The 24,247-nt window shown below is 67.8% G+C and carries 17 protein-coding genes and 1 pseudogene; 9 read left to right on the top strand and 9 right to left on the bottom strand.

Features of this window, described 5'->3' with window-relative positions; all coding sequences use genetic code 11:
- Together ACWCRB_RS25690 and ACWCRB_RS25685 are read left to right on the top strand one after the other, a co-directional pair.
- Nucleotides 1–1,744, top strand: a 1,744-nt coding sequence (locus ACWCRB_RS25690) for a LuxR C-terminal-related transcriptional regulator (RefSeq protein ID WP_450998275.1), incomplete at its 5' end; no start/stop codon positions are given.
- A gap of 64 nt (nt 1,745–1,808) precedes the next feature.
- Nucleotides 1,809–2,707 (top strand): annotated as a pseudogene (locus ACWCRB_RS25685) (MFS transporter); the annotation flags it as partial.
- Nucleotides 2,708–2,826: 119 nt separating this feature from the next.
- Here ACWCRB_RS25685 and ACWCRB_RS25680 read toward each other — a convergent pair.
- Together ACWCRB_RS25680 and ACWCRB_RS25675 are read right to left on the bottom strand one after the other, a co-directional pair.
- Nucleotides 2,827–4,980: a tetratricopeptide repeat protein gene (locus tag ACWCRB_RS25680; RefSeq protein WP_450998274.1), complete on the bottom strand. Its 2,154-nt coding sequence runs from the start codon at nt 4,978–4,980 to the stop codon at nt 2,827–2,829.
- Nucleotides 4,977–5,390, bottom strand: coding sequence for a hypothetical protein (locus tag ACWCRB_RS25675; protein WP_450998273.1), 414 nt, complete (start codon nt 5,388–5,390; stop codon nt 4,977–4,979). The genes ACWCRB_RS25680 and ACWCRB_RS25675 overlap by 4 nt, the downstream gene beginning before the upstream one ends.
- 228 nt (nt 5,391–5,618) lie before the next feature.
- Between ACWCRB_RS25675 and ACWCRB_RS25670 the strand changes: the two genes are divergently transcribed.
- Nucleotides 5,619–5,888, top strand: coding sequence for a hypothetical protein (locus ACWCRB_RS25670; protein WP_450998276.1), 270 nt, complete (start codon nt 5,619–5,621; stop codon nt 5,886–5,888).
- On the top strand, nt 5,881–6,519 hold the full coding sequence (locus tag ACWCRB_RS25665; RefSeq protein ID WP_450998272.1) for a DUF6879 family protein: 639 nt from the start codon (nt 5,881–5,883) through the stop codon (nt 6,517–6,519). Before ACWCRB_RS25670 ends, ACWCRB_RS25665 begins: the two co-directional genes overlap by 8 nt.
- 53 nt (nt 6,520–6,572) lie before the next feature.
- Here ACWCRB_RS25665 and ACWCRB_RS25660 read toward each other — a convergent pair whose 3' ends face one another.
- Complete coding sequence (locus ACWCRB_RS25660) at nt 6,573–7,472, bottom strand: hypothetical protein (protein ID WP_450998271.1); 900 nt, start codon at nt 7,470–7,472, stop codon at nt 6,573–6,575.
- 172 nt (nt 7,473–7,644) lie between these two features.
- On the bottom strand, nt 7,645–8,826 hold the full coding sequence (locus ACWCRB_RS25655) for a DUF6183 family protein (RefSeq protein ID WP_450998270.1): 1,182 nt from the start codon (nt 8,824–8,826) through the stop codon (nt 7,645–7,647).
- An 81-nt stretch (nt 8,827–8,907) separates the two neighbouring features.
- Here ACWCRB_RS25655 and ACWCRB_RS25650 point away from each other — a divergent pair, with 81 nt between their 5' ends.
- Nucleotides 8,908–13,434, top strand: a complete 4,527-nt coding sequence (locus ACWCRB_RS25650; RefSeq protein ID WP_450998269.1) for a DUF6531 domain-containing protein — start codon at nt 8,908–8,910, stop codon at nt 13,432–13,434.
- Nucleotides 13,435–13,497: 63 nt separating this feature from the next.
- On the opposite strand, the gene ACWCRB_RS25645 is transcribed toward ACWCRB_RS25650, so the two are convergent.
- Entirely contained in the window at nt 13,498–14,052 is a 555-nt protein-coding gene (locus ACWCRB_RS25645) for a hypothetical protein (protein ID WP_450998268.1), read from the bottom strand.
- Nucleotides 14,053–14,234: 182 nt separating this feature from the next.
- Between ACWCRB_RS25645 and ACWCRB_RS25640 the strand changes: the two genes are divergently transcribed.
- Nucleotides 14,235–14,687, top strand: a complete 453-nt coding sequence (locus ACWCRB_RS25640) for a hypothetical protein (protein ID WP_450998267.1) — start codon at nt 14,235–14,237, stop codon at nt 14,685–14,687.
- Here the strand turns inward: ACWCRB_RS25640 and ACWCRB_RS25635 are convergent.
- The 3 genes from ACWCRB_RS25635 to ACWCRB_RS25625 form a co-directional block, all read right to left on the bottom strand.
- Entirely contained in the window at nt 14,684–14,899 is a 216-nt protein-coding gene (locus tag ACWCRB_RS25635) for a hypothetical protein (RefSeq protein WP_450998266.1), read from the bottom strand. The genes ACWCRB_RS25640 and ACWCRB_RS25635 overlap by 4 nt on opposite strands.
- A gap of 138 nt (nt 14,900–15,037) precedes the next feature.
- Nucleotides 15,038–16,234: an McrC family protein gene (locus ACWCRB_RS25630; RefSeq protein ID WP_450998265.1), complete on the bottom strand. Its 1,197-nt coding sequence runs from the start codon at nt 16,232–16,234 to the stop codon at nt 15,038–15,040.
- A complete protein-coding gene (locus ACWCRB_RS25625) occupies nt 16,231–18,090 on the bottom strand; it encodes a DUF4357 domain-containing protein (RefSeq protein WP_450998264.1) in 1,860 nt (619 codons plus the stop codon). The genes ACWCRB_RS25630 and ACWCRB_RS25625 overlap by 4 nt, the downstream gene beginning before the upstream one ends.
- A gap of 220 nt (nt 18,091–18,310) precedes the next feature.
- Here ACWCRB_RS25625 and ACWCRB_RS25620 point away from each other — a divergent pair, with 220 nt between their 5' ends.
- Nucleotides 18,311–18,931, top strand: coding sequence for a hypothetical protein (locus ACWCRB_RS25620; protein WP_450998263.1), 621 nt, complete (start codon nt 18,311–18,313; stop codon nt 18,929–18,931).
- A 9-nt stretch (nt 18,932–18,940) separates the two neighbouring features.
- Here the strand turns inward: ACWCRB_RS25620 and ACWCRB_RS25615 are convergent, their stop codons facing one another.
- Nucleotides 18,941–21,775, bottom strand: coding sequence for a CHAT domain-containing protein (locus tag ACWCRB_RS25615; protein WP_450998262.1), 2,835 nt, complete (start codon nt 21,773–21,775; stop codon nt 18,941–18,943).
- Nucleotides 21,776–21,922: 147 nt separating this feature from the next.
- Between ACWCRB_RS25615 and ACWCRB_RS25610 the strand changes: the two genes are divergently transcribed.
- Nucleotides 21,923–22,600, top strand: coding sequence for a DUF6338 family protein (locus tag ACWCRB_RS25610; RefSeq protein WP_450998261.1), 678 nt, complete (start codon nt 21,923–21,925; stop codon nt 22,598–22,600).
- A 243-nt stretch (nt 22,601–22,843) separates the two neighbouring features.
- Entirely contained in the window at nt 22,844–24,193 is a 1,350-nt protein-coding gene (locus ACWCRB_RS25605; protein WP_450998260.1) for a serine/threonine-protein kinase, read from the top strand.
- Nucleotides 24,194–24,247: the final 54 nt, after the last annotated feature.

Genomic DNA, 24,247 nt, shown 5'->3' with positions numbered 1-24,247 from the left:
TGTTGGTCGCGGCGAGCGCCTCGTGCACGGCCTGCTCGTCCGCCTTGGACCACTGCCGCCACCAGGTCTGGTGCGGCGACCGGCCCCGGTTGACGGCCGCCGGGCCGAGGTGCTGACCGAGCTGGGCTCGCTGGAGTTCGCCTCGGTACGTTCCTCGGCGGGCATCCCCCGCCTGACCGAGGCGATGCGCCTGCCGGGCCAGCCGCAGTACCGCGTCCAGGCGGCGGTGGCCCTGGGTACGGCGCTGGCCAGACGCGGCGAGACGCGCGCGGCGGTGACCCTGCTCCGCGATCTGGACGGCCAGCTGACGAACCACCCGGACCTGCTGCGCACGGTCCAGACGGCCTCGGCACTCCTGGGCGACCACGACCAGACGATCCGCAAGGAGATGTACCGCTGGCTGCGCGACACCGCCGAACACTCCCCCGGGGCACTGGGCCCCGCCGGCCAGGCCCTCCTCGTACGGTACGAGGCGACAGCGGGCCTGACCTCGGCGGAAGCCGCCATGAAGCAGGTACGCGCCCTGCTGGCGGAACCGGCCGACCCCCTGGCGGAGCCGTTCCTCCTGGGCACGGCGGCAGCGGTGGCCCAATGGGCCGACGAACTGGACGAGGCCGAACGCCTGACTGACCGAGGCCTGACCGGCCAACGCCCGACCCTGCTCCACCCGATGTACGAGGCCCTGCTGAACGTACGCGCGGACATAGCCGCCGCCCGCGGGGACTACGCCCAGTTGCTGAGCGGACCGGAGTCGTGGAAGGGGGAGGCCCCGGGGACGAACGAGGCCTCCGGGTCGAGCTTCAGATTCGGGCTGGAGTGGGCGACGGGGGGTGAGGAGGGGCCGTGGAGCGAAGCGGGTAGCGGGAGCAAGGCCGGGACGGCTGAGTCGGACGGCGGAACCGGAACCGCGCCGACGAACGTGGAGGCACACGTACTCCTGGCGCTCGTCGAGACGGGCCGCCTCGACGAGGCCTGGCAGCTCGCCGACGCGTTCGATCTGCGGGAGGCGTACGACTCCTGGGAGTTGAACCGTTTCCTGTACGCCCGGGGCGTGGTGCGCGCCACCTCCGGTGATGCGGCAGGCGCGCTGGGGGACTTCCTGGAGTGCGGACGCCGCCAGTCCGCACGCGACGTGATGAGCCCGGTGGTCACGCCTTGGCGGGCAGCCGCAGCGCAGTGCAGGCTGGCACTGGGCCGCCCCCAGGAGGCCCTGGCGCTGGCGGAGGAGGAACTACGCCTGGCCCGGGTGTGGAACACCCCACGCCTGGTGGGCCGTTCACTGCGGGTCCTGGGTACGGCAACCGGCGGACGCCACGGCCTGGACCTGACGGACGAGGCGGTACGAGTCCTGCGCGAGGCCTCCGTCGAAACGGAACTGATCCCGACCCTGATCGCCCGGGGCCGCCAACTGATCGCCGCCGGCGAACGCGCCCGAGCCCGCAAGTCACTGCGCGAGGCAGCCGAACGAGCGGAACGCCTGGGCGCCGTACGCCTGCGCTCGGCAGCGGACGAGGCCCTGCGCGAGGGCGGCGCCCGCCGCACGGCGACGGCACTCACAGCAAGCGAACGCCGAATAGCGGAACTGGCGACGAACGGCCGCACGAACACGGAGATAGCGGAGCTGCTGCACGTGGCCCGCCGCACGGTGGAAACCCATCTGACCAGCGCGTACCGGAAGTTGGGCATCCGCAGAAGGGCGGAACTGATGGCGGCACTGGACCGCGCCCCGGGCAGCCACGCCTGAGGTTCAGGGGCTGCCGGCCCCCGTGGAGAGCAGCCCGTTGATGACCAGGGTCGCCAACGACTCGGCGGTGGCGGCGAGTTGCCCGGGCGTGGCGGGGTGGGGCCGGCCCAGCCGCCGGGCCAGCGGAAGGTCGATCATCCCGGGCGCGATCCTGGTCTCGGCGGGCCTGTTCTGCCTGGTCTACGGCTTCTCGAACGCGGAGACTCACGACTGGAGCTCCGCGGCGACATGGGGCTTCCTGGCGACAGGCGCGGCCCTGCTGGCGGCGTTCACCTGGTGGCAGACCCGCTCCCCGCACCCCCTCCTCCCTCTGCGCGTCCTGCTGGACCGCAACCGCGGGGCGTCGTTCATCTCGGTCCTGCTGCTGGGCGCGGGCATGTTCGGCGTCTTCCTCTTCCTGACGTACTACCTCCAGCAGACCCTGTCCTACACGCCCATCAAAACGGGCCTGGCCTTCCTCCCGATGATCGCCGCACTGATGATCGCCTCGACGATCGCGACGACGGTACTGGTCCCCCGCATCGGCCCGAAGCCGATAGTCCCACTGGGCATGGGCCTCGCGGCGGCCGGCATGGTCTGGCTGACAGGCCTGAGCCTGAACAGCGGCTACGCCGGCGACATCATGCCGCCACTGGTGGTGGCGGGGCTGGGGTTGGCCACGGAGGGGGTACGGGCGGTGGACGCGGGGGTTGCCTCGGCGGCCGTGAACACGATGCAGCAGGTCGGGGGGTCGCTGGGGACGGCGCTGCTGAACACGCTGTCGACGAGCGCGGTTGCGAACTACCTGGAGGGGAGGAACCCGAAGGATCCGGGGGTGCTGGCACAGGCGGGCTTGGAGGGGTACTCGACGGCTTATTGGTGGTCGGCGGTGTTCTTCGCGGTCGGGTTGGTCATCAGCGCTGTGCTTTATCGGCGGGGGTGCCGGTTGCGGATCCGGATGCGGCGCCGGTGGTGCATATGTGAGGCATCTGCTCTTGTGAGGCCCGAACGGCAGCGGGTTGCCCGGCGTTCAGCAGCTGTGTCAGGGCCTGTGATCAGCATCAAGCGGGGAGAGACCGCGCGATCCGGAACGCATCCCGCTGTCATCCGCCAGGCGGCTGCGGCGGGCGCCATCGACCCGATCGGTATTCGTCCAACAACCGACGGCTCGCGACCGTGAAAGGATGCTCGGCGCCCAGGCCACGTGCCCGTCGCTCGACGACGTCGGTCATCAGCGCGATCCCCTCCTCCACGTGTCCGAGCGCGGCCCGGGTCCGGGAGAGGAGTTGCCGGGCGGCAAGCACGATCGGGTACTCGGGCCCGAAGCGCCGCACATACGTCTCGGCGACCAACCGCATCTCACGGTCGGCCTCGTCGAAGCGGCCCAGGAGATACAGCGCCCACGCGTGGTTGTGCCGGGCGCCCACGGTCACGGTGTGGTCGGGACCGAGGGACCGATCGCATTCCGACGGCAGCGTGAGCAGCGTGCCGCCTTCCTCGGTGACCACTTCGGCGGCGGGCAGCATCTCCAGCAGGCTGGCGCGGGCCCGCAGGGTCAGCGGATGCGCGGGGCCCAGCGCCGAGCGCCGCCCGGCGACGGTGTCGCGGAGCAGCGCGACGGATTCCTCGCGTCTGCCGAGGTTCGCCAGCACGAGCTGGAGGCCGTAGCCGCTGTCCGTGGTGTCGGGGTCGTCGGTGCCGAACAGGCGCTCCTGGGCGTCTCGCACCGCGCGGAGCAGCGCTTCGGCTTCGGCGTACCTGCCCAGCCGGAACAGTGCCCGCCCTGCCCTGGAGCGGGCGGCGAGGACCGTGCGGTGGTCCGCGCCGAGGAGTCGCTGTGCGAGGTCAGCCGCGCTTCGGGCGGTCTCCCAGGCGGAGAGATAGTCACCGGTCCGGTGCAGCGCGACCGACAGCCGCGTCGCGACGGCGAGGGCGTCGGCGGCGGACGGCCCGCCGATGTGACTCAGCAGGGTCAGCACGTGTGGCGCCAACAGGCGCAGTCGCGGATCGTGCGGACCCGCGTCGGGTACGCCGGGCACGGCCGCGTCGAGCAGCCGGACGGCTGTCGTGTCGAGGGCGGGCACCAGGTCCGCTGGGGTCGCCGCCGAGACGCTGTCGAGCAAGATGCCGTGACTCTGCACGCAGCGTGCGCCGGCGGCGTCGACCAGTTCGGACAGCGACTGGTCGAGGAGGGCCCTGAGGGCTGTCTCGGTTCGGGCACGAGGCAGTACGGCGCCGATGTCGGCGTGGTTGAGCAGAGTCAGCGGCAGCGGTTCGGCGGCGAACCGGGCCAGCAGTCTGAGCAGAGCCGCCGCTTCGGGCAGCCCGCGCGCTTCGAACGCGTCGAGGGTCAACTGCCAGGTCAGGCCGACCAGATGCCGGGGGTCCGCTTCGGACAGCGCGTCGGCTCCCCGGTCGATCAGCTGGACCCGTTCGTCTCCGTCGAGCTGGTCCCCGTAGGCGTCCATCGTCCAGGGGTCGATGACCTGGTGGGAGAGGAAGCCGCCCGCCAGGGTGAGGGCGAGGGGCAGGCGCCCGAGCCGGTCCGCGACCCGCGCCGCCTGCTCCGTCGTACCGCTGTGCGGGGCGAGATCGCGCAGCACGAGCGCGGCGTCCTCTCGGGGCAGTACGCCGATGTACTGCAGCTCGGCGCCCGGCCACCACCGGGCCGCGGCTCGCCGTGTGGTGACCAGGACGGTGCCACGTGGGCTGGTGCGCAACCAGTTGCCGTCCCGCAGGATCTCCGGCTCGTCGGTGTTGTCCAGGACCAGTAACCAGGGTTCGGCGGAACGGTCGAGATATGTCCAGACGAGATCGGCGGCAGGCCTGAGGCCGTTCCGTGCGGCAAGCAGTTCGCCGTCGCTCGCCCCTCGGTCGGCGGCGACGGCGAGCATGCCGGCGCGCAGGCTCGCACGGTCGGAGGCGTTGACCCACAGGCCCACCCGGCCCTGCTCTCCGGCGACCTCCTGGAACAGGGCACAGGCGACCGCCGTCTTGCCGGAGCCGCCCATGCCGTAGAGCACGTAGACCTGGCCGCCTCGCTCCACCTCGACGCTCGCTCGCAGACGTTCCATCACCTCGCTGCGGTCGCGGAGCGCGACGGGAGGCCTACCGACCGCCGGATGTCGCACGGAGTCCGGTCCGCCGCGCTCAGGCCCGTCACCGCCGTAGTGGTGGTGCTCGCTGATGTGCTGGTCGCCCCGCGACTGGTAAACGCGTCCCTGGTCCTCCGCGTGGCCGTCCGTCCCGCCCGTCATCGCTCTGCGATGTGCTGGTCACGTCCGGCTTGGTAGACCCGGGCCTGGCCGGACGCGGTGGCGTGCTGGGTGATCTGCCGGGCGGCGGCCGAGCCACCGGGATCGAGTTGGTCCAGCAGCACGCGCAGTTCCTCGACGGCAGCGGGACGCGCGACGAGCAGCCGCCGCACCAACCCCTGCCACTGAAGGCGCAGTTCGTCCAGGGTCTCCTGGTCGTCCGCCGCCACGGCGGCCAGCACGTCCTCGCGGCCGGCCTCCAACTCGGCGGCGACGGTCTCGGCACGTCCGGGTTGCGTCCGGCGCCAGAGCCGCGTAATCCCGTCACGCGCATGGTGCCAAGCATCGGTCGCCATCAACGCGACCAAGGTGGTCCCCGCGCTCTGTGCGAGCAAGGTCACTTCCGGGTCCACAGTCGCCCCCCGTTCACCCGATTTTCCGACAGCAGAGTGGGAAAGTGTCGTCTGCCAGGCGTTGGCATGATTTTCTTTCCGACCAATATCATTCCACCCTTGAGCGACATGAGACAAGGAGGAATCAATCCTCGCCAATACCCCCGCAAGCAGGGTCTAACACATGGTCAGGCAGGCAAGGTGCACGCTACAGTGAGACGATCCAGACTGATCGAGGGGGCGACGGAAATGGCCAGGCCATGGGAAGCGGATCCGGACACGAGTTTCAAACAGCGCCTGGGAAAAACACCCCAGGAACTCGGAATCACAACCGGAACTCCTGACTGCCCGGACATCTGGGAACTCGCCAACGGCGACATCGCCGTCATCGGCCGGGACGTCACCCACTCACTCGGCAGGAACCTGCCCGACGGTGTCTCGATCGGGTCGGACGAACGCCTCGTGGTCATCCCCAGGAACATGCTCATCGCGGCGAAACCGGACATCCCCAGTGTTTGACTCCTTCCCCGGCGGCACCTCCGAACGCCTGGACCGCCCGACGTACCACGCGGACTTAAGCCGGGTCCACGCCAGCGGGGTCGGCTTCCTCAACAAGCTCGAGCGCGGCCAGCACTTCCAGGAACGCGGCTTCCCAAGCTGGGAGGCCTTCGCCGACGGCGACTGGCAGAGGGCCCTGTCCCTGGCCGACGAGAGGCGCGAAGAGTACGCCCAGGAACTCAGCCGGGCATCGCAACTCGGCGTCACGCACCGCCGCCTTCGTGTCGTGGAATTCCCGATCACGCCGTATGTGCAATGGGAGTTGTTCGTCCTGCGTGTGCGCGTGGACATGGGCGACGACATCAAGGTCCTCGACGCGGGCGATATTTCGAACATCGAGCGGAGGCACCCGGTTCCAGAAGTGGTGATTCTCGGCGATGTGGCCATGTATGAGGTCGTTTACGACGAGGATGGAAATGCAGCAGGAGCCAACCGTTACACCGACCGCTCACTGATCCGGGAAACGAACGCCGGATTCGATGCGCTTTATGAGCGTGGCGAGGGGTTCCACGATTTCTTCGACCGGGAGATCGCTGCCCTGGACCCGCCCTTGATGTCCGGTGCGTCGCCGGGTTCTCGCGGTTCGCGGTGATCGCCGAGGCAGGGTGACGAGCGAGTCCTCAACCTCAGTGTGCGCTTGCGGCGTCAGGACTGGGATTCCTCCAGCTTGATGACAGTGGCGTCCGTGTCGTGCTGTTCAGCGTCTGCTACGGCGAAGGGCTCGTGGTCTTCCACGACCTCCCCATCCACGACATCGCCATCCAGGACTTCGTCATCCACGACTCGGTGCGAGGGTTTCGTCAGCTCCAAGCTTGAGAGGTGCTTCTTGAGCCTCTTGGCCATCGGCAGGTAGGTCGCAAGGGTGAGCCCGCCGGAGACAACGGCCCCGACGACAGGGATGGCCTTCGAGACGCTCTTCGCGAAGGACTGCTTTGTCATCTGAACGCCGAGGTATGCCGCAACCTTTTTCACTACCGGGTAGATGACACCTTTGGTGAGCGCCTTCTGGGGCAGCTTCTTGGCGACCTGCTCCGCCATCATCCCGGCGACCTTCCCCACAGCGGCGTTCGCCGACTGGGTGCCGAACATCACGCCGAAGAACAGCGTGAGTACCCCCATGGTCGCGTCATCGACGTCATGACCATCGTCACCATCGTCGGAGAACAGATCGGGCCAGCTGTAGAGGTACGCGAGTTTCTGCGCGATACGCACCATGTGGCCGAAGTACTGGGCCAGGTCGGCAGGCACCGTGGCGGGAAGGGCGAGGATGCCGGGAATCCCGGCAGCGGCGGAGAGGGCGCTGACCTTGGCGGTCTCGTAGCGGATGGAGTCGTTGGCCAATTTGTCGAGAACCTCGACAGAGATGCCCGCCGCTGCGGGGGTCTCTTCGATCGCCCTTCGGATGTCGTCCTCGGAGCAGTGGCGAGCCAGCGCGCTTCGGAGGTACGCCTCCCTGTTGATCCGCACACCCGGAAGCTTTGCTGCCGCCAGCAGCACCGTGGAGAAGCGCGACTCGGGATTCTCGATCCCTTTGCCCTGTTTCATAGCAGGAACCTACAGTAACTCCGCGCTCCAAGGGCCTTACTGTGTCAGCCCGTTGGGGCCTTGTTGTGGTCTTGGGAGTGGTGGTGGCGTGCGCTGGGTCCATGTGAGATGGGCGGGACTTGAACGGGGCCAGGTGCCTGGCGTTGGGGAACGTGGGGCACCCGATGCCGTTCTAGACCCGGGCGTCGGCGTCGGTGTCCGTCGCCGCAAGCACCGTGACCCGGGTACCACTGGGATCGAGCACGGCGAAGGCCACGTCCGCCGTGTCGTGGTGGAACCAGTCCGTGAACGCCATGAACCGCAGCCACCGACAGTCGGCTGCGTGCCGCACCGCCTCCGGGAACGGGATGTCGTCGGGCAGCCCCATCAGCGCGTACAGGCTGTTCCAGGCGTGCAGTCGGGCGTACTCGGCGCCCTGCCCCTGGCCGTTCACCCCGCCGTTGTGCGCTGCCGCGAACAGTTCGTTGATCACGTCGTCGGGGGTGGTGTGACAGGTGAGAGCACCGCCCCGGCGGGTGCCCTCGCCCTCCAGGCAGTCCAGGGGCAGTTCCTTGACGAACGCGATGTTGAAGTCGTCCGGATCGAGCGGGCCCGGCAGTGCGAAGAAGCGCGCCTCGGGCTCACGGGACCAACCGCTGACGGTGAAGGGCTCGGCGACCGTCGCCGCGCGCTCGGCGTCGTGACTCTCAACGGCCGTACGTCCGACTGCCGCACCGCTGTCGGTCGGGGGAATCTCCGGGAAGCGGGACCGTAGCTGGTCCGGGGTTTTCACGGACCCGAGGCCCCGTACGCGGACCCCGAACCGGTGCTCGACGTCCAGGCGAGTCCTCGGCAGCCGGGCCAGCGGGTGCCCCAGCTCGCGCAGCCTCTCCGCGTAGGCGTCCAGGGCGGGCCGACCACGCCCCGCACCGATCATGGCCAGCTCGCCGAGGACGCAGGCCCGCACCTCCACGGCGGGATCATCGAGCCGCTCCGGCAGCTCCCCGAACAGAACTTCCAGATCACGCAGTTGCTGCGATTTGACCAGCGTCTCGGCCACCGAGCGCCCCACCCGGTTGCTTTCCGCCCGCCGTTCGGGCCCGAGCGGCAGCAGCAGCTCCACGATGGCCACGGCGAACCTCGCGCAGTCCCGGGAACGCGTGTCGGCGAGAGCATCGGCGATCCGTCCGACGGCCCGCGCCGCGGAGAGCCCCTCGGGCCCTTCACGGAACGCCGAACGACACAACTGCTCCGCCGCTTCGTACAGTTCCTCCGGACGTGACTCGGCCAGCTGCTTCAGCTCCGCCGTGCCAGCCTGCTCCCAGCGGGGCTGACGGAAAGCAGCATCACCAGGCGTCACATCGTTGTCGCTCACGCCCGAAGTCTACGAGCAGGGATCGAGTAACTTTGCTGAGGCATACGCGCCTTGAGTGAAGCAGTGCGACGGGGGACGAACGTGGGACATCGGCCGACGGACTGGCACGTTCTTGATCTGGACAAGGACCCGACGCCGGGCGACCCGACCCGGGTGCGCTCGCTGGCGAGGACCCTGCACGACTTCGCCGACGACGTCTCGGAAGCGCTGCGGCTGGTGAAGGGGATGGCGGGGGAAGACGCCATCCTGACGTCGGTGGGCAAGACCGCCGACGTCTTCCGCGACGAGTTCTCCAGCGTTCCGAAGAACCTGCAGAAGCTCAAGAAGTCCTACGACCTGGCCGGGGACGCGCTCGCGGCGTACTGGCCGGAGCTCGAACGCGCCCAGACGCTCGCGGACAAGGCGCTCGCCAAGGGGCGGGAGGCGCAGGCCGATCTCTCGTCGGCCAAGTCCCGTCTGTCGTCGGCCGATTCGTGGGTGGGCCGGGCGACCAAGGAGGCCGACAAGTACAAGGACGACCCGACCGGCGGAAAGGACGTCGACAAGCCCGACGAGGCGAAGGTGCGGGCGGCCACCCGGGACGCGCAGAACGCCGAGTCCGCGCGGACCTCGGCCCAGTCGGATGTCACCTCGGCCTCCAGTGCTCTGGACGCGGCGAAGAAGATGGCCGAGGACGCACGGCAGATGCGTGAGGAGGCCGCCAGGGACGCCAAGCGGAAACTGGACGAGGCCTCCGACGCCGGTATCCAGAACCGCAGTTGGTACGAGGAGATCGGCGACTGGGTCTCCGACAACTGGGACTCTATCGTCGCGGTGTGCAAGATCGTCGTCACCGTCGTCGGCGTCGTCGCGATGATCATCGGCGGGCCGATACTCGGCGCGATCGTCCTGATCGCCGCGCTCGTCGTTCTCGCCGACACCCTCAACAAATACGCGAAAGGCCAGGCCTCCCTGTGGGACGTGGGCTTCGCCGCCCTCGACTGCATACCCGGCGGCAAGGGCATCACGTCCCTCGGCAAACTCGCCAAGGGCATGAAGGGCCTCGGCAAGACAGGGCTCAAGGGCATGGCCAAGGGGCTGCGGGGCGGGCTGCGCCGGGGAGCGGACGACGCGGTGGGCGCGAGCAAGCCCGCCAGGACACGCTGCAAGAACGGTGACCCGGTCGACATGGTCTCCGGCGAGATGCTCATGGAGGAGACCGACGTCGAGCTTCCCGGTCTCCTTCCCCTCGTCCTGCGGCGCACACACCTCTCGACCTACCGATGGGGCCACTGGTTCGGCCCGTCCTGGGCGTCCACGATCGACGAGCGTCTCGAACTGGACAGCGACGGCGCCGTGTTCGCGGCCGACGACGGCATGATCCTCGTCTACCCCGTCCCCACGCCCGGCACCTCGGTCATGCCGCTGGAAGGCCCGCGCTGGCCGCTCGACTGGGACGGCGCGCCCGGCGCCCCCATCCGCATCACCGACCCCGCCACGGGCCACACCCGGCACTTCGCCCCGCTCGGCAGCGCCGCAGCCGCCCACGACACGTTCGTCCTCCCGCTGGCCGCGGTGACCGATCGCAGCGGACGGCGCATCGACTTCGACCGGGACGAGACCGGCACTCCGACCGCCGTCCGCGACTCCGCAGGCCGCCACCTGCACATCGACACCGAGGGCGACCGCGTAGTCGGGCTGCGGCTGCGCAACGAGGAGGAGGGCCCCCACGGCACGCCACTTCTCCGCTACGGATACGACACCGCCGGCCACCTCGCCGAGATCCACAACTCCAGCGGCCTTCCGCTCAGGCTCACCTACGACGACCGCGCACGCATCACGTCCTGGACCGACCGCAACGGTTCCTGGTACCGCTTCACGTACGACGACCAGGACCGCTGCATACGAGGCGAGGGCGCCGACGGCTACCTTTCCTGCGCCATCGCCTACGACGCGGAGACCCGAGAGACGCGCTACACCGACTCCCTGGGCCACACCACGACCTACCGGCACAACGAACGCCGCCAACTGGTCGCCCAGACCGACCCCCTCGGCAACACCACGTACGCCGAGTGGGACCCGTACAACCGGCTGCTCTCCCGGACGGACCCGCTCGGCCACACGTCCCGCTTCACCTACGACGAGCGCGGCAACCTCACTTCGGTGGTCCGGCCCGACGGCACGGCCACCACCGCCGAGTACGACGCCTCCGACCGCCCTCTGACGATCACTCTGCCGACCGGCGGCGCGCGTGGGTACGCGTACGACGAGCAAGGCCGCCCGACGGCGACGACGAACCCCGACGGCGCGGTCACGAGGTTCGCCTACGACACGTCCGGCGGCCTCCTCTCCATCACCAACGCCCTGGGAGCGACCCACCAGGTCGAGCCGGACCCACTGGGCCTGCCCGCCTCCACGACGGCGCCGCTGGGCGGGACCACACACGTCGTCCGCGACGCCTTCGGGCGCATCACCGAGTCGGTCGACCCCACCGGCGCAAGGACGCGCACGCGGTGGACGGTCGAAGGCCGCCCCGCCGAACGAACCATGCCCGACGGACGAAGCGAAAGCTGGTCGTACGACGGCGAGGGCAACACGGTCCTCTACACCGCCCCCGACGGCCGCGGCGTCACTCACACCTTCACCCGCTTCGACCGCCCCGTCACCCGCACGGAGGCGGACGGCTCGACAGTCCAGTTCACCTACGACACCGAACTCCGCCTCACCTCCGTGACGAGCGCGTCGGGCGCGGTGTGGTCGTACACGTACGACGCGGCGGGCCGACTCGTGGCCGAGACCGACTTCAGCGGCCGCACGATCGCCTACTCCTACGACGCGGCGGGCCGCCTGACCAGCCGCACCAACGGCGCCGGCGAGACCACCACCTACGTACGCGACGCCTGCGACCGAGTCGTCGAACGACACTCCGGTACCACGGTCACGACGTTCACCCACGACGCCGCAGGCCTGCTGATCGGGGCCGCCACCCCGGACACAGTCCTCACCCTCACCCGGGACGCGGTCGGCCGAGTCGTCACCGAGGAGTGCAACGGCCGCGCTCTGCACACGGCGTACGACCTCCTCGGCCGACGCGTGGAGCGGCGCACACCGTCGGGCACCGTCAGCCGGTGGGAGTGGGATGCGAACAACCGCCCCACACAAGTCCAACTCGCGGGCAACGCACTGTCGTTCGGCTACGGCGCCTCGGGGCACGAGACCGAGCGGCGGCTCGGCGGGACGGCCGTACTGTCCCAGGAGTGGGACGCGGGCCACCGCCTGACGGGCCAGACGGTCACGCGGGGCGCGGGCCTGTCGTCCGGCGAACAGTCGGAACGGCTGCTGTACCGCTCGTACGCATACGGCCAGGACGGCGACCTCACGGCCATCGAGGACGAGACCCACGGCACACGCCGCTTCACCCATGACCGTCTGGGCCGGGTGGAGGCGGTCTCCGCGACCGGATGGTCGGAGCGCTACACCTACGACGCGGCGGGCAACGTCAGCCGCGCCGACACCCCCGAGGGCCCGCGGGCGGAACGCGTCCACGAGGGCACGCTCGTACGCCGGGCCGGCCACATCACCTACGTCCACGACGCCCAGGGCCGCCTGGTCCGGCAGTCGCGCAGACTGCTGTCCGGCGGCGCGCGGGAGTGGACGTACACCTGGGACGCAGAGGACCGCCTCACCCAGGTCACCACCCCGGACGGCCGCCGCTGGTCATACGTCTACGACGGCCTGGGCCGCCGCGTCGCCAAACGCCTGCTGTCCGACGACGGCAGCCGTGTGATCGAGGAGACCGTCTTCACCTGGGACGGCTCACACCTGGCGGAACAGAGCGACGGGACGGGCGGCGGCCGGAGGAGCAGCTGGGAATGGGCTCCCGGTACGAATCGCGCGTTGCTGCAACTCGACGAGGACGAGGTAGACCGCCGTTTCTACGCCATCGTCACCGACCTGGTGGGCACTCCCACGGAGTTGGTGAACGAGGAGGGCCGGGTAGCGTGGCGCGCCCGCACGACGTTGTGGGGCACGCCGTTCGCCGACGGGACGAGCGATCCGGACACCCCGGTCGACTGCCCTCTCCGCTTCCCAGGCCAGTACCACGACACCGAGACCGGCCTGCGCTACAACTTCCGGCGCTACTACGACCCCGAGAACGCCCGCTACATCAGCCCCGACCCGTTGGGCCTGGCCCCGGCCCCGAACCATTACGCGTACGTGATCAACCCCCTCCGCTTCACCGACCCTTGGGGTTTGGTGAGCTGTGAGGGCAGCAACCACGGAATCAGCACGGCCCGCGAGAACCACATCGAGGGCCAGCACGGCCCCGGCGCCCAGGACCGGGTACGCGAAACAGCCGACCCGACCGGCCCGGAACCCTCACTGCCGGGCGAGTTCTACGACGACTTCCTCTGGGACGGCGAAGACTTCGTCCTGGGCCGACGCCTCATGGATGGCGTCGACGGAACCCCGGCCATCCCCAACCCCCGGGCCCGAGCCGGCCAGAACACCCACCTGCACCGCTTCGACCATGGCAGCCCGGTGGGCATCAACGGAAGCGGACGGGAGACGAGCGTGGTGGAGGTTGTGATTCGGGACGGGGACATTCATACGGCTTATCCGGTGTGATGGGGGTCGGGATTGCCGCCACCTCACGGCTTGCCTCATGCACCACAGGGCCCGTAGCGGCTACTACGGCGCGATGGGCTCCTCTGGGGCGAGACGGGCCACGGTTGCGGCAAATGCCTGCTGGTCCGCCATGTAGTAGCGCGCACGAGTCCACCAGAAGGCAAAGAACTGGCGCTGCACCGGAGCGGTCAGCGCGACCAGTAGCTCCAGTTTGGTGGCCTCCTCCCGCTCCGACAGCACCACCATCCGGGCCCTCGATGCGTAGGCGACAGCAAAATCGATGTGGCGGCGCAGGGGCCAGCTACCCGCGTACGTCAGGACGTGGTCGATCATCCAGCGAGATGCGTCGTCGAGCTGTTGCAGCCACCGCTCCCTCTCACCCTTGAGGCGCTCCCTCAACACCGGCGTCCAGCCCGGGTCGTCTTCCGGAGTCTGCTGCAGAAGAGTGCAGGCCGACAAGATGGTCAGCAGCTGGGTGCCGAAGGTATCCCGGGATGCATGGGCCTCACTGATGCGCTTCTTGCGAGCATCCAGCCGGGGCATGACGAGCAGACCAGTCGCAACGGTTGTCACCACAGCGGTAACGGCGGCCCCCAGGAGAGTCCATGCGGTGTTCATGACGCACATGCTCCCGCACTCTGCGGGCCATCTCGCCTATTGCGTCCCCGTGTTGGCCGGAATTGCCCGGACGCGGCTCCGGCAAAGCTGGCGAATTGAGGTCGGGGACGACTCGTACGTCGTGATGAGCACGACCGCCTCCCTCTAGGCTCAAGGGGATACCGCCCAAAGGAGGAGCAGGCATGCCCACCCCCGAACCGGTGAGACTTCGTAGTGATGGTGTCGGGCCGTACGTGATTGTCGTCCCCCACGCCCCCATCACCGACGGTCGTCTTTCTGCAACCGATCTCGGCGTATACCTGCGCTGCCGGTGGCTGTTGGACGTCTGCGCGCCATACGGCGATCTCGATTGGCTGATCTCTGAACTCGGTATGCCGGAGGACGAAACCCGTGACTCTGTTCGGCGTCTCGTCGAACTCGGATACGTCGAGACAGTTGGGGCCGTCGAGGTCGAGTTCCGTTCTGCGCATGAAATGGGCGATGGCGTCCGTGCTGCCATTGAAGCAACAGTTGACGATCTCACGCCGACCGAGCGTGCCACAGTCGCCCGTTTCGCCGACCTCGTGGACCAACGCCAGGCACAGGCGGACGAGGCGTTTACCGCGGAGCAGAGACGTGACCTGTCCGGCAGTTAGAGGAGGGCTCTGACCTCTGGGATTGTTTCCGGTTCGATAAGCTCTTCGCCAAATACCCTGAGGCCGCTGCCAGGTATGCGGTGACTTGCAGAAGGCTGGAGCTCGAAATACTGAAGATCGACTTCAGCAAGCAAGTAGGGGTCACGCGCATTGAGGACGGCCGAATCATCACGGAGTTTCTCGATCGCGACAAGGTCGAGCGCTCCGCTCACCACGCCTGCTGTGAGTGGCCCTCCAACGACGATGGCCTTTGCAACAGGATATGTCCGGAGTGATTCACTCCTGGGTGGCTGGCTCCTCCTGGGCCGGACACAAAGACGGCTTGTCTAACTCCTCATGGGCGAGTGCGGTCAGGTCCGCATCATGCGTGCGGCCAATGCACTTACCGATCCGAGAAGTTCCGATGGGGCTTGGCCAAGATCGAGGGCGTGCTGGTGCAGCACGATTCCGGAACGCCGGACCATATGGCCGAAGTGTGGCGCGTTTCCCTTCGCATACACCAGGTGACCGTCCTTCAGCCCAAGGGAGGTGCAGTACGCCAGCATCTGGTACAGGTCGGCATCGGGGTAGCCTCGCGGTTTTCCCGCCTTGTATTTCGCGTCGGCCACAGCCAACGGAAGTCCCGACTCCCCGTACCAGACGAAGTCCGGTCGCATCCGGATGACGTCGTCCTCATCAAGGTAGACGTTCCCGGCTTGGAGAGTGCCGCGCCCGCCATACCGGGACAGGGCCTCACGAAGAGCGACGCAGACGAAATCCTCGAAGACCCTGTTCATGTCGAAAAGGAAGCCGTTCATGCGCAGGCCGCCTGGCAGATGCTCGGTCGACGTTCCGTCCAACACGAGGCCTGCCAGACGGAGGGCGACGTGATAGCGGGCGTTGAGTCGGTTCGGCTGCCATGCCGGGACCGCCTGTCCGCGCACGAGTGGGGCAACATCCGAGAGCCTGGCCCGCTGATGCATCAGGCGCGCGCGTGTGCCTCGGGGCACGCCGGGCAGGCGTAGCAGCCGTTCAACTGCAGTACGCAGTATGCGGTTCTCGGCAATGTCCGTCGTGAACTCGTCGTACGCGATCTCCAGCGGTAGAGGGGCACCGAATCGACGCCGGATCTGCTCCGCTTCGCGGATCCGGCCTCGTACGACGAACGCCGTGGCTTCCGTGAGCCGATAGCCCTGCAGAAGCCCCTGCCGTACGGCCCGGTCCGTCTGCCGCTCCACCGCGTGTGCGAAGGCAGGCAGCAGTCCGTCATGACCCGCGACGTCGACCGTTCCCTCCCGCCAGCCGGACGGGTCGAGGCTGTAGCCGAGGAGGAAGAACAGGCGCTCGATGGGTACTTTGGGCGTGATCCTCAAGGTGACGGCATCGCGTCCCGGGACGTCGAGTACCACCGCGCCCACCTTGCTTCCCGCCCGCAGCCGCCACAGTCCCGGCTCGTACGGATCGGGCACAGCGTCCACGATCCTCGATACGGCAAGGGCCCGCCCCACTGCGTCCGGTAGGGATACAACTGTCGCCGGTGCGTGCTCGACGAGGTGAATCTCAGTCACTGCGTGCCGCGGCCTTCTTCGTCTTCGTCCGCCGCTGCCTTGCGTACGACCAGGGACGCCCGTAGCGCTTCCAGCCCGTACCGCTTCTCGATGTCCACGCCTTCCCCGTAGTGGTGCTCTTCCAGCAGCGGCAGGATTTTCGTCCGCCAGGTGCGTTCGAGTCCGCCCTCACGGTAGACGCCGGGTTTCATCAGGTAGGACGGCCCGACCCGGAAGTCGACATCGTCGATACGGGCGTTGAGGGCATCGAGCAGGTCGGCCGGCTCGGTGTCCTTCTTCTCGCCTTCCAGCCAGCGTTCCAGCAGCCCGCTGGTCGGCTCTACCCTCGGGGAGAGCTCGACGAAGGCGAAACGCCTGCGCATCGCAGCGTCCACCAGTGCGATGGACCGGTCGGCGGTGTTCATCGTGCCGATGATGAACAGGTTTCGGGGCAGGGCGAAGTCCTCGTCCGAGTAGGTGAGTCGGACCGCCTTCTTGCGGTACTCCAGCAGGAAGTACAACTCGCCGAAGACCTTGGCCAGATTGGCACGATTGATCTCGTCGATGATCAGGAAGTACGGGACGTGCCGATTGCCTTCTCGACCGGCGACGTCGGCCAGCTCCCGCAGCGGACCGGGAGTCAGCCGGAACGCGACCTCGTGAGTGTCCGGGTCCTCCCGGGGCCGGAACCCCTCGAAGAAGTCCTCGTACGCGTAACTGGGGTGGAACTGAACCAGCTTGACCTGCTCCGGGCCGCCGCCGAGGAATTCGGCGAGTTCCTGCGCGAGGTACGTCTTGCCCGTTCCGGGAGGTCCGTAGAAGATCAGCTGACGTTCGTCCCAGAGCAGGTCGCATACCTCGCTCAGCCATTCGAGTTCATGGACGTTGAGCTTCTTGCGCAGTTCTTCTTCGGGTTGAGGGAATTCAAGTTCACGATGAGCAATGACGGCCTGAATCGCCATTCCGGATGCACCCGAGGCTTCCTCCGCCACCTTCCTCAATTCCGCTTCTGACGACCAGAGCCCGTCGAGAAGGCTCTTGACCGCCGTCAGATCGACCAGATCGTGACCACTGTGCAGCCTCTGCTGCAGTTCCTCCGGGAGCTTGTCGTACGGGTAGCCTTCTCTTGCCCACTCCACCGGGCGGCGCAGAATGCTCCGTCCGTCCTCCGAAACCACCTGCTCGGCGTTCCCGGTGATCTCACCGACGTACAATTCTCCACCGGAGAACAGGCAAACGGTGTCTCCCGGTCGCATCCGGGAGAGAAACGCGTGGAATTCTTCGACGAGTCGTGCCCTCTGGCTGTAGGCGACCGCCGACTCGTAGTCCTCGTCCACAATGGCGCGCAGTCGCTCCTTGCTGACGCCCGGGGCCACTCCCGGCCTCAACCGGTCCGCGCCGAGCGTCACGCGGTCCCTGGAACGCCACATCTGGTCGGCCGCCGGACCAAGGCCGTCGATCTCGGGGTCACGGACCAGCCAGGCGCGGCTGGGGCCTGCCGAGGCCTGTTCCAGGAAATCAGCAAGGGGCCGACCGTCAGCGGTCTTCCATTCCAGCCAGCCGTTGGCGCTGCGGCCGAGGAGGATCTCAGCCGCAGCCGACGGTGAGTTGCACTCGACGTCGCTGACAACCTCCAGCCAGCCGGGCCAGGTGGTCGTCTCCTTGATCGTGCCCTCTTCCCTCAGTTGTTCCCGCAGCCGGTGGGAGGACGGCATCCGGACGGGGAAGGAGGGTACGACCTCGGGCCGGGCCGGCGAGCCTGCCAGGACCACCATCTTCTGGCTGCCGTTGGTTCCCTTCTCCCCGAGCAACCGTCCTCGCGCCACCGGCCCACCGTGCGGCAGGTTCAGCAGGAACTCCGGGTACTCGTCGGTCATCGGTCTCCTCAGTCGCTCAGGTCAGGGACAGGAACAAGCCGCCCTCAGGCACAGTCACAGGTGCGTTTCCGGCCGGATATTGAAGCCGGATTGGCCTCCGAAGCGTGCTGCGCCCATGATCTGTTCCCAAGGGGAGCAGACATGAGGGGGAACGGTGGGAAGCGGAACGACAACGGGGCCGAGGCAATCGCAGGCGGAGGCTGTACCCACGGCACTTGGCGTGTCGGTGTCGGAGCTCGTACACGCGGTGGGCCGCTTCGAGGGTGGCCCGGCCGAGATGGTTCGGGCCTCGGTACGGGCAGCTGAGCGGGCGTTCGCCGAACTCGACGCATGCGATGCCGTGATCGACAAGGCCTCGGAGTCCGGCAGGAGCATCGCGGACCGTCTGCGCGCACATCTCGCCACGGAGTCCGCGGCGGACATCCCCGCCGAGTTGGACGAACTGGCGGCCATCGCTGCCAGGGTGCGAGGCACCGACGAAACCCGTCGGCTGCTGAACCGCGTATTGGACAAGGAGGACCGGGACACGTTCACGCCCGCCGGCGTCGCCCACCTCACCGCCGCCGACCTCCCCAGGCTCCCCTCCGCCTACGCGGAACCCGACGACTACAAGGACCTCCTCGCGGTGGCCGGCCGGGAAGAGCAGTTGCGGCCTCAACTGAAACTCGTGCACGCGGATCGGATCGCGCGTACGGCCTCGCACCTGGTGACCGTGGTGGAACGAGTGGCCGCGGCGGGCTTCATCGACAGGCGGTTCGCCACCGAGTCGCTGAGCGAGGCACGCCGTGCGTACGGGCTGTGGGAGAGGTGCCTGGCCGAGCGCCGACGTGACCTGGGCTAGGAGCATGGCTCACACAGCTCCAGTCATCTTGAAAGCGGCCCAGAACAGCGGGTTCTCAGCGCCCAGTTGATCCATGTACCCACGCCACTCCGGAAGCACCGAGTCGATGGCCGACTCGGCGGAGAGCAAGGGCCCTTGCTGAGAGGGCACTCGCCACTGATGCGCACGCAGATATCGAATCGTGTCGGCGTACGCGGTGCGGGTGCCCGTGCCGGAGCCGAGGTAGGCGTGGAGCACGGCGGAGAAGACGACGCCCAGCAGATCAGTGATCTCCCACAGCGTGGAGATGACTGCCCTTGCGCCGCGAGCCAGGAACGCGGACTCAAGGCTGCGCAGGGTCTGCACAGTTCGTCCGGTGCCTTCGTGGGCGCCCGTTCGGCAAGCGTTCAGGACGACCAGGTCGACGCTGGAGAAGTCGCCATCGGCGAGGATCCTGCTTGCTGTCAGTGTGGCCTCCCCCAGTGAACTGCCGTGCAGCGCAAGTCCGGCGGCCCAACGATCCGGATGGGGAAGGCCGTGTGATGCCACGTGGACGATTCGTGCACCGGACATCGCGTGCAGGGCTTGGTCCGGGGTCGCTTCCTCTCGCAGGAGCACCTCCGTGCCGCCCTGAAGGCTGGCGATCAACTCTGCTTCGTAGAGCGGCCCGCCGATCGAGGTGACATCGGGAAGGTGGCCGCCACCGTGCGCGACCACCAGCACCTCGACCCCCGCGACACGTCGCGGGGACCTCTGAATGGCGGACACCAGACGGGCGGTGGGCGCATACGTGATGTGCTCGAACGCATCGCTCAATGTCATTGTCCGCTCGCTGTCGAGCGGAGCCGCGTGAAGAGGCAACAGTTCCAGCGGAGCCGTGGGACTGAGTATCAACCGATCGCACCCAGAAGATGCGGTCATCTCGACGATGGCTCGCGCCGGCTCGCCACACTCGCTGACGAGCCGTTCCATGTCGTCATGCCACGTGTTACCAGGATGATCCGGTGAGTGTCCTCTCCATTCCTCCACCGCAGCCGCGAGATACCCGAGGGGCAGTTCCTCGCAGGTGACCAGGTCGAAGTGTGGGCGGCCCGCGCGAGTCCAGGACGCTGCGAGCTGAAGCCTTCCATGCTGGTTGATCAGGTGTATGAACACCGTTCGTTCGTCCAGCAGCGCAGTCTTGGCATTCCCGCGGCCATCGGCTGCCCGGAAGAGTTCCAGCATCCGCTGCCGGTCTTCGGCAGCGGACTTCAACTCCGCGCTCGTCTCATGCGCGATCTCCTGGTTCAGCAGACGTGAGGCATGCCGAGCACGTGCATGGGCGAGATCGCGTACGGCACCCATGAAACGCCGGTGCTCAGGGACGTCGGAAACAAGGGCGAGCTCTTCATGAATGTCCTCGCCCTTGGCGTTCTCACAGCTTCGGAAGGCAACCTCTGGGGCTTGGTCTTGACCTTCGGTGGCTATCCGTTGCTTTATCGTCTGCGTATCATCTCCGACCAGCTCTCGGAGTGCCTTGATGGCGGCCTCCTTGCTGCGGGTGCGCACCTCCTCCGGCAGTTCGAGCCAAATACTTCCCGCTGCCTTGAGTTCGCCATCGCCGACGATCCGGACAACGCTGAGGCGGATGTATCCGACGGTTGCGAGATGCAGGAGCTCCCAAGCGTGTTCCACCCAGGACAAGCCATAGGTGTACGGGACTTGAAGCGGAGGTTCAGGATCGCCCAGAGGCACGGGAAGAACCAGCCAGAGCTTCAAGCCGTTGCGGTACTCATCGATGTTGAAGCCGTACCGGGCACCCGGCTCCATCAACGCCTGCATGGCGGCAAGATGCGTGTCCGTCTCGGCGGTGGCCAACCAGACGGGGTGAGGGCCCGTCTGCACATGAAAGAAACGTGCTCCAGCTGTGACGATTTCCTCGACCATCCAGTCCGGAACCGAAGAGTTCAGAGCGCGGGTCTGCGATTCCCACAACAGAGCATCGTCCACCAGTAGTCGGACTTGGTGCAGCCCCTTGCCCGCTACAAGACACTCTTCCGCGTACCGATCATCCTCTGTCATCGGTTTCATCAATGTGCGCTCGTACGCCGTCAGGCGGGACACCAGTCGGCCCATCTGCGCGTCCCATACGTCGAGATCGTCACGAAGCCCCGCCAACGGTTCCGGTGATGGGTTCCTGATGCGATCCACCCCGTTCTCCAGATCGAAACGGCGGTGCAGGCGCTTGGTGATCTCCGCCAGATCAGGTCTGTCAGCCAGCTCCGACCTGGCGCGCAGGACGTCCTCACTACAGGTGATCTTGATCCATCCGCCTACGACGAGGGCTTGCAGACACGCACGCGCTCTGCCGGTAGCAGATTCGTGGAGGAGGTCCGGCGGCAACGAAGCGTAGGGATCTGCAGCATCGCGGAGGAAGGTCTCAACCAGGTGGCCCGGGACGCGCCAGACGCTCGTCATTTCCTCCCGGACCGTCTCCGTGGATTGAGTCGACAGGCGCCGTTCAGCCCACAGTTCGAAGAGCAACACGTGCAGTCCGGTAACGTCCCACCACCGTTCCCAGGGAACCCCTTTCTTACGAACTCTGCGCAGCACAGGCATGACGAGGTTCTCGGCGACTACGGGACTGGGCACCCTGGAGTCGACAAGGCCGGCCGCTCGAAGATGGTCACAGATGACCTGCGGAGATCTGCCCCTTATGTCATCGAAAGCGATTCGGGCCAGCAAGGCAGCGAGCGCCAGCGGGTCATCCTCGACCCATGTGGGGAACATGCCGGAACGGCATGTGTCGGGCCTGAGTTCGCGACAGACCCGAGCCGCGAGACCATCGACCCAGACGGAACGCATCCACGACAGGTTGTCTCGCATCAGCCGCCCCCAGCTCGCTCCCCCAACAATACGCAAGTGCCACGGCAGTATGTCTGTGGCACACAGCCAACTCACCGTGAGATTACGGGACATGGGGCTTCCGAGTCGCATAGCTCCCGCACCCGCCGTTCGGAAGGACGCACAGCGATGCCGCACGCACCGACGACAGTCACCCAAGTCGTCATCGTCCTTCTCCTCGTACTCCCCGGCGCGACCTACCAGTTCGTCCGCGAGCGCGCTCGTGGCCTCGTTCCCGGCCACAAAGACCTGGGCGAGCGCATTCTCCGAGCGGTGACTGCCGGTATCGCTCTCGACACCCTCTACGTCCTGCTCGCAGGCCCGTGGTTGGTGCGTCTCGTCTACGACCGTCGCCGGGGCTGGCTGACCGGCGCGGCGGAGAATCCACGCCTCACGGCCCTGACAGCAGCGGCACTGTTGATTGTTGTGCCGGCCGTCGCCGCATGGCTGCCCTCCTGGCTGCGCTCAAGGCGCATCCGATCGACCTACGATCCGACCCCCACCGCGTGGGACAAGATCTTCCAGAGTCGTGGCCACTGCCTGGTGCGTGCGCGGCTGAAGAGCGGCCGCTTGATAGGCGGGTACTACGGTGAGGAGTCCTACACGTCGAGTTACCCGGAACCCGCGGACCTGTATCTGCAGACCGCCTGGACCCTGTCCGAGTCCGGGCTCTTCGAACACCCGCAGGAGCACTCCGGCGGGATCTATATTCGGATGGATGACGTGGAGGTTCTCGACTTCGTCGAAGTGTCTCCAGCGACTGGACCGGCCCCCGACGGCGAAAACGGAGACACAACCGGTGACTGAAACACGACCTCTGTTCGACCCGAACGAGAAGAGGGGGTACCGGCCCGTCGGCCGACGCCCCGAGCCGACGCAGGCTCCGCCCACTCCTCCCCCGATCACTGAGCCGGACGCCGGGACAGCCGACGAAGAGTGACTCGGCAGGCGTCCACCGTTCGAAACCCACACATCCTGTCCCCGCGAGGGGTGGTCTAGCGTGACGCTGGACGCCCGCCCCTCCTGCTCGCCCTGATTGTGAGGCCCCACGTGCACATCGCGCCCCTCAGCCCCGACGATCCCTCCGAGCTGGGTGGATACGAGTTGCTCGGGCGGATCGGGCAGGGCGGTATGGGCCAGGTGTATCTGGGGGAGTCGCCGGGCGGGGAACCGGCCGCCGTGAAGGTGATCAAGCCGTCCATCGTGGACTCCGAGACCCGGCTGAGGTTCGCGCAGGAGGTGGAGATCCTCAAGACGATCTGGGGAGCTCGGATCGCCGCCCTCCTGGACGCCGACCCGGAGGCGGACCCGCCGTGGCTGGCGACCGAGTACGTCGAAGGGCTGGACCTCAGCAGGCATGTGGCCAGTCACGGCCCGCTGGACGCGCTGCTCACCGCCTCGCTGGGTGCGACGCTCGCGGAGGCGCTGGCGACGGTGCACAAGCAGGGGCTGCTGCACCGTGATCTGAAGCCGGCCAATGTGCTCCTCGGCCCCAACGGACCGAAGGTGATCGACTTCGGGCTCGCGGTGTTCGCGGAGTCCAGCGTGTCGCTGACCGCGGCCAACACGGTCGTCGGCACACCCTCCTGCATGCCGCCCGAGCAGGCGAACGGCGAGAAGCCGCTGACCCCCGCGGTCGATGTGTACGCACTGGGCGCCGTGCTGCTGTTCGCCTCCACGGGGCACGCCCCCTACCGGGCCGACAACATCCACCTCCTGTTCCACCAGGTCGTCGACGCCTCGATCGCACCCGACCTCTCGGGAGCGCCCGAGGAGCTGGTGCCTCTGCTGACGGCCATGCTGGCCCACCGTCCCCAGGACCGGCCCGCGCTCGACGACGTCATACGGCGGTGCCGGGCGCTGATCGAGGCGCGAGGGCTCAAGGTCGCCCAAGCGCGGCGCAGGCTCACGAACTTCACGGCCGCTCCGGCCCATGTGCTCGACGACCTGCTCGCCGTGGACCGCCCTGCCACGCCGGGATCGACGGCTCGGGCACGTGCCGGGGCGGCCGACGTTCCGCCCGGCCAAGGAGAGTCAGAGCCAGAGATGCTCGCGCCCGAAGCGGCCCAGCAGGAGCCGGGCGGGTTCCGGCCCGACCGTCAAGAGCCCGAGCCGCCGCACACCCCGCCGATGCCACCGGCTCCGGTGCCCCGGCCGACGGATCCGCGCCTGCTGTTCGCGCGCATCGACACCCCCACGCCGCCACCGGCCGGCACCACGACGGATGAGGCAGCGGTGAAGCCGGACCGCAGTCGGCCCTCGGCCCGTCCGGCGCCACGAGGCGGTACGGGCACCGGCGGCGGCAGCAGCGCCCCACGCCGCTCGCTGCGGCATTCCGCACAGGCCAGAATCACCGCCCAGCGGCTGCGCGAGGCATACGCGGCCAATAGCCCTTTCTGACCCGCCCCTCCTGGCCCGTACGCCCCTCCGACCCGCGATAATGGGCGGGCCCTG

Source organism: Streptomyces sp. NPDC002156 (genome assembly GCF_053593675.1).
The sequence above is the reverse complement of the archived record's forward strand: the minus strand, read 5'-3'. Positions and strand labels throughout refer to the sequence as shown.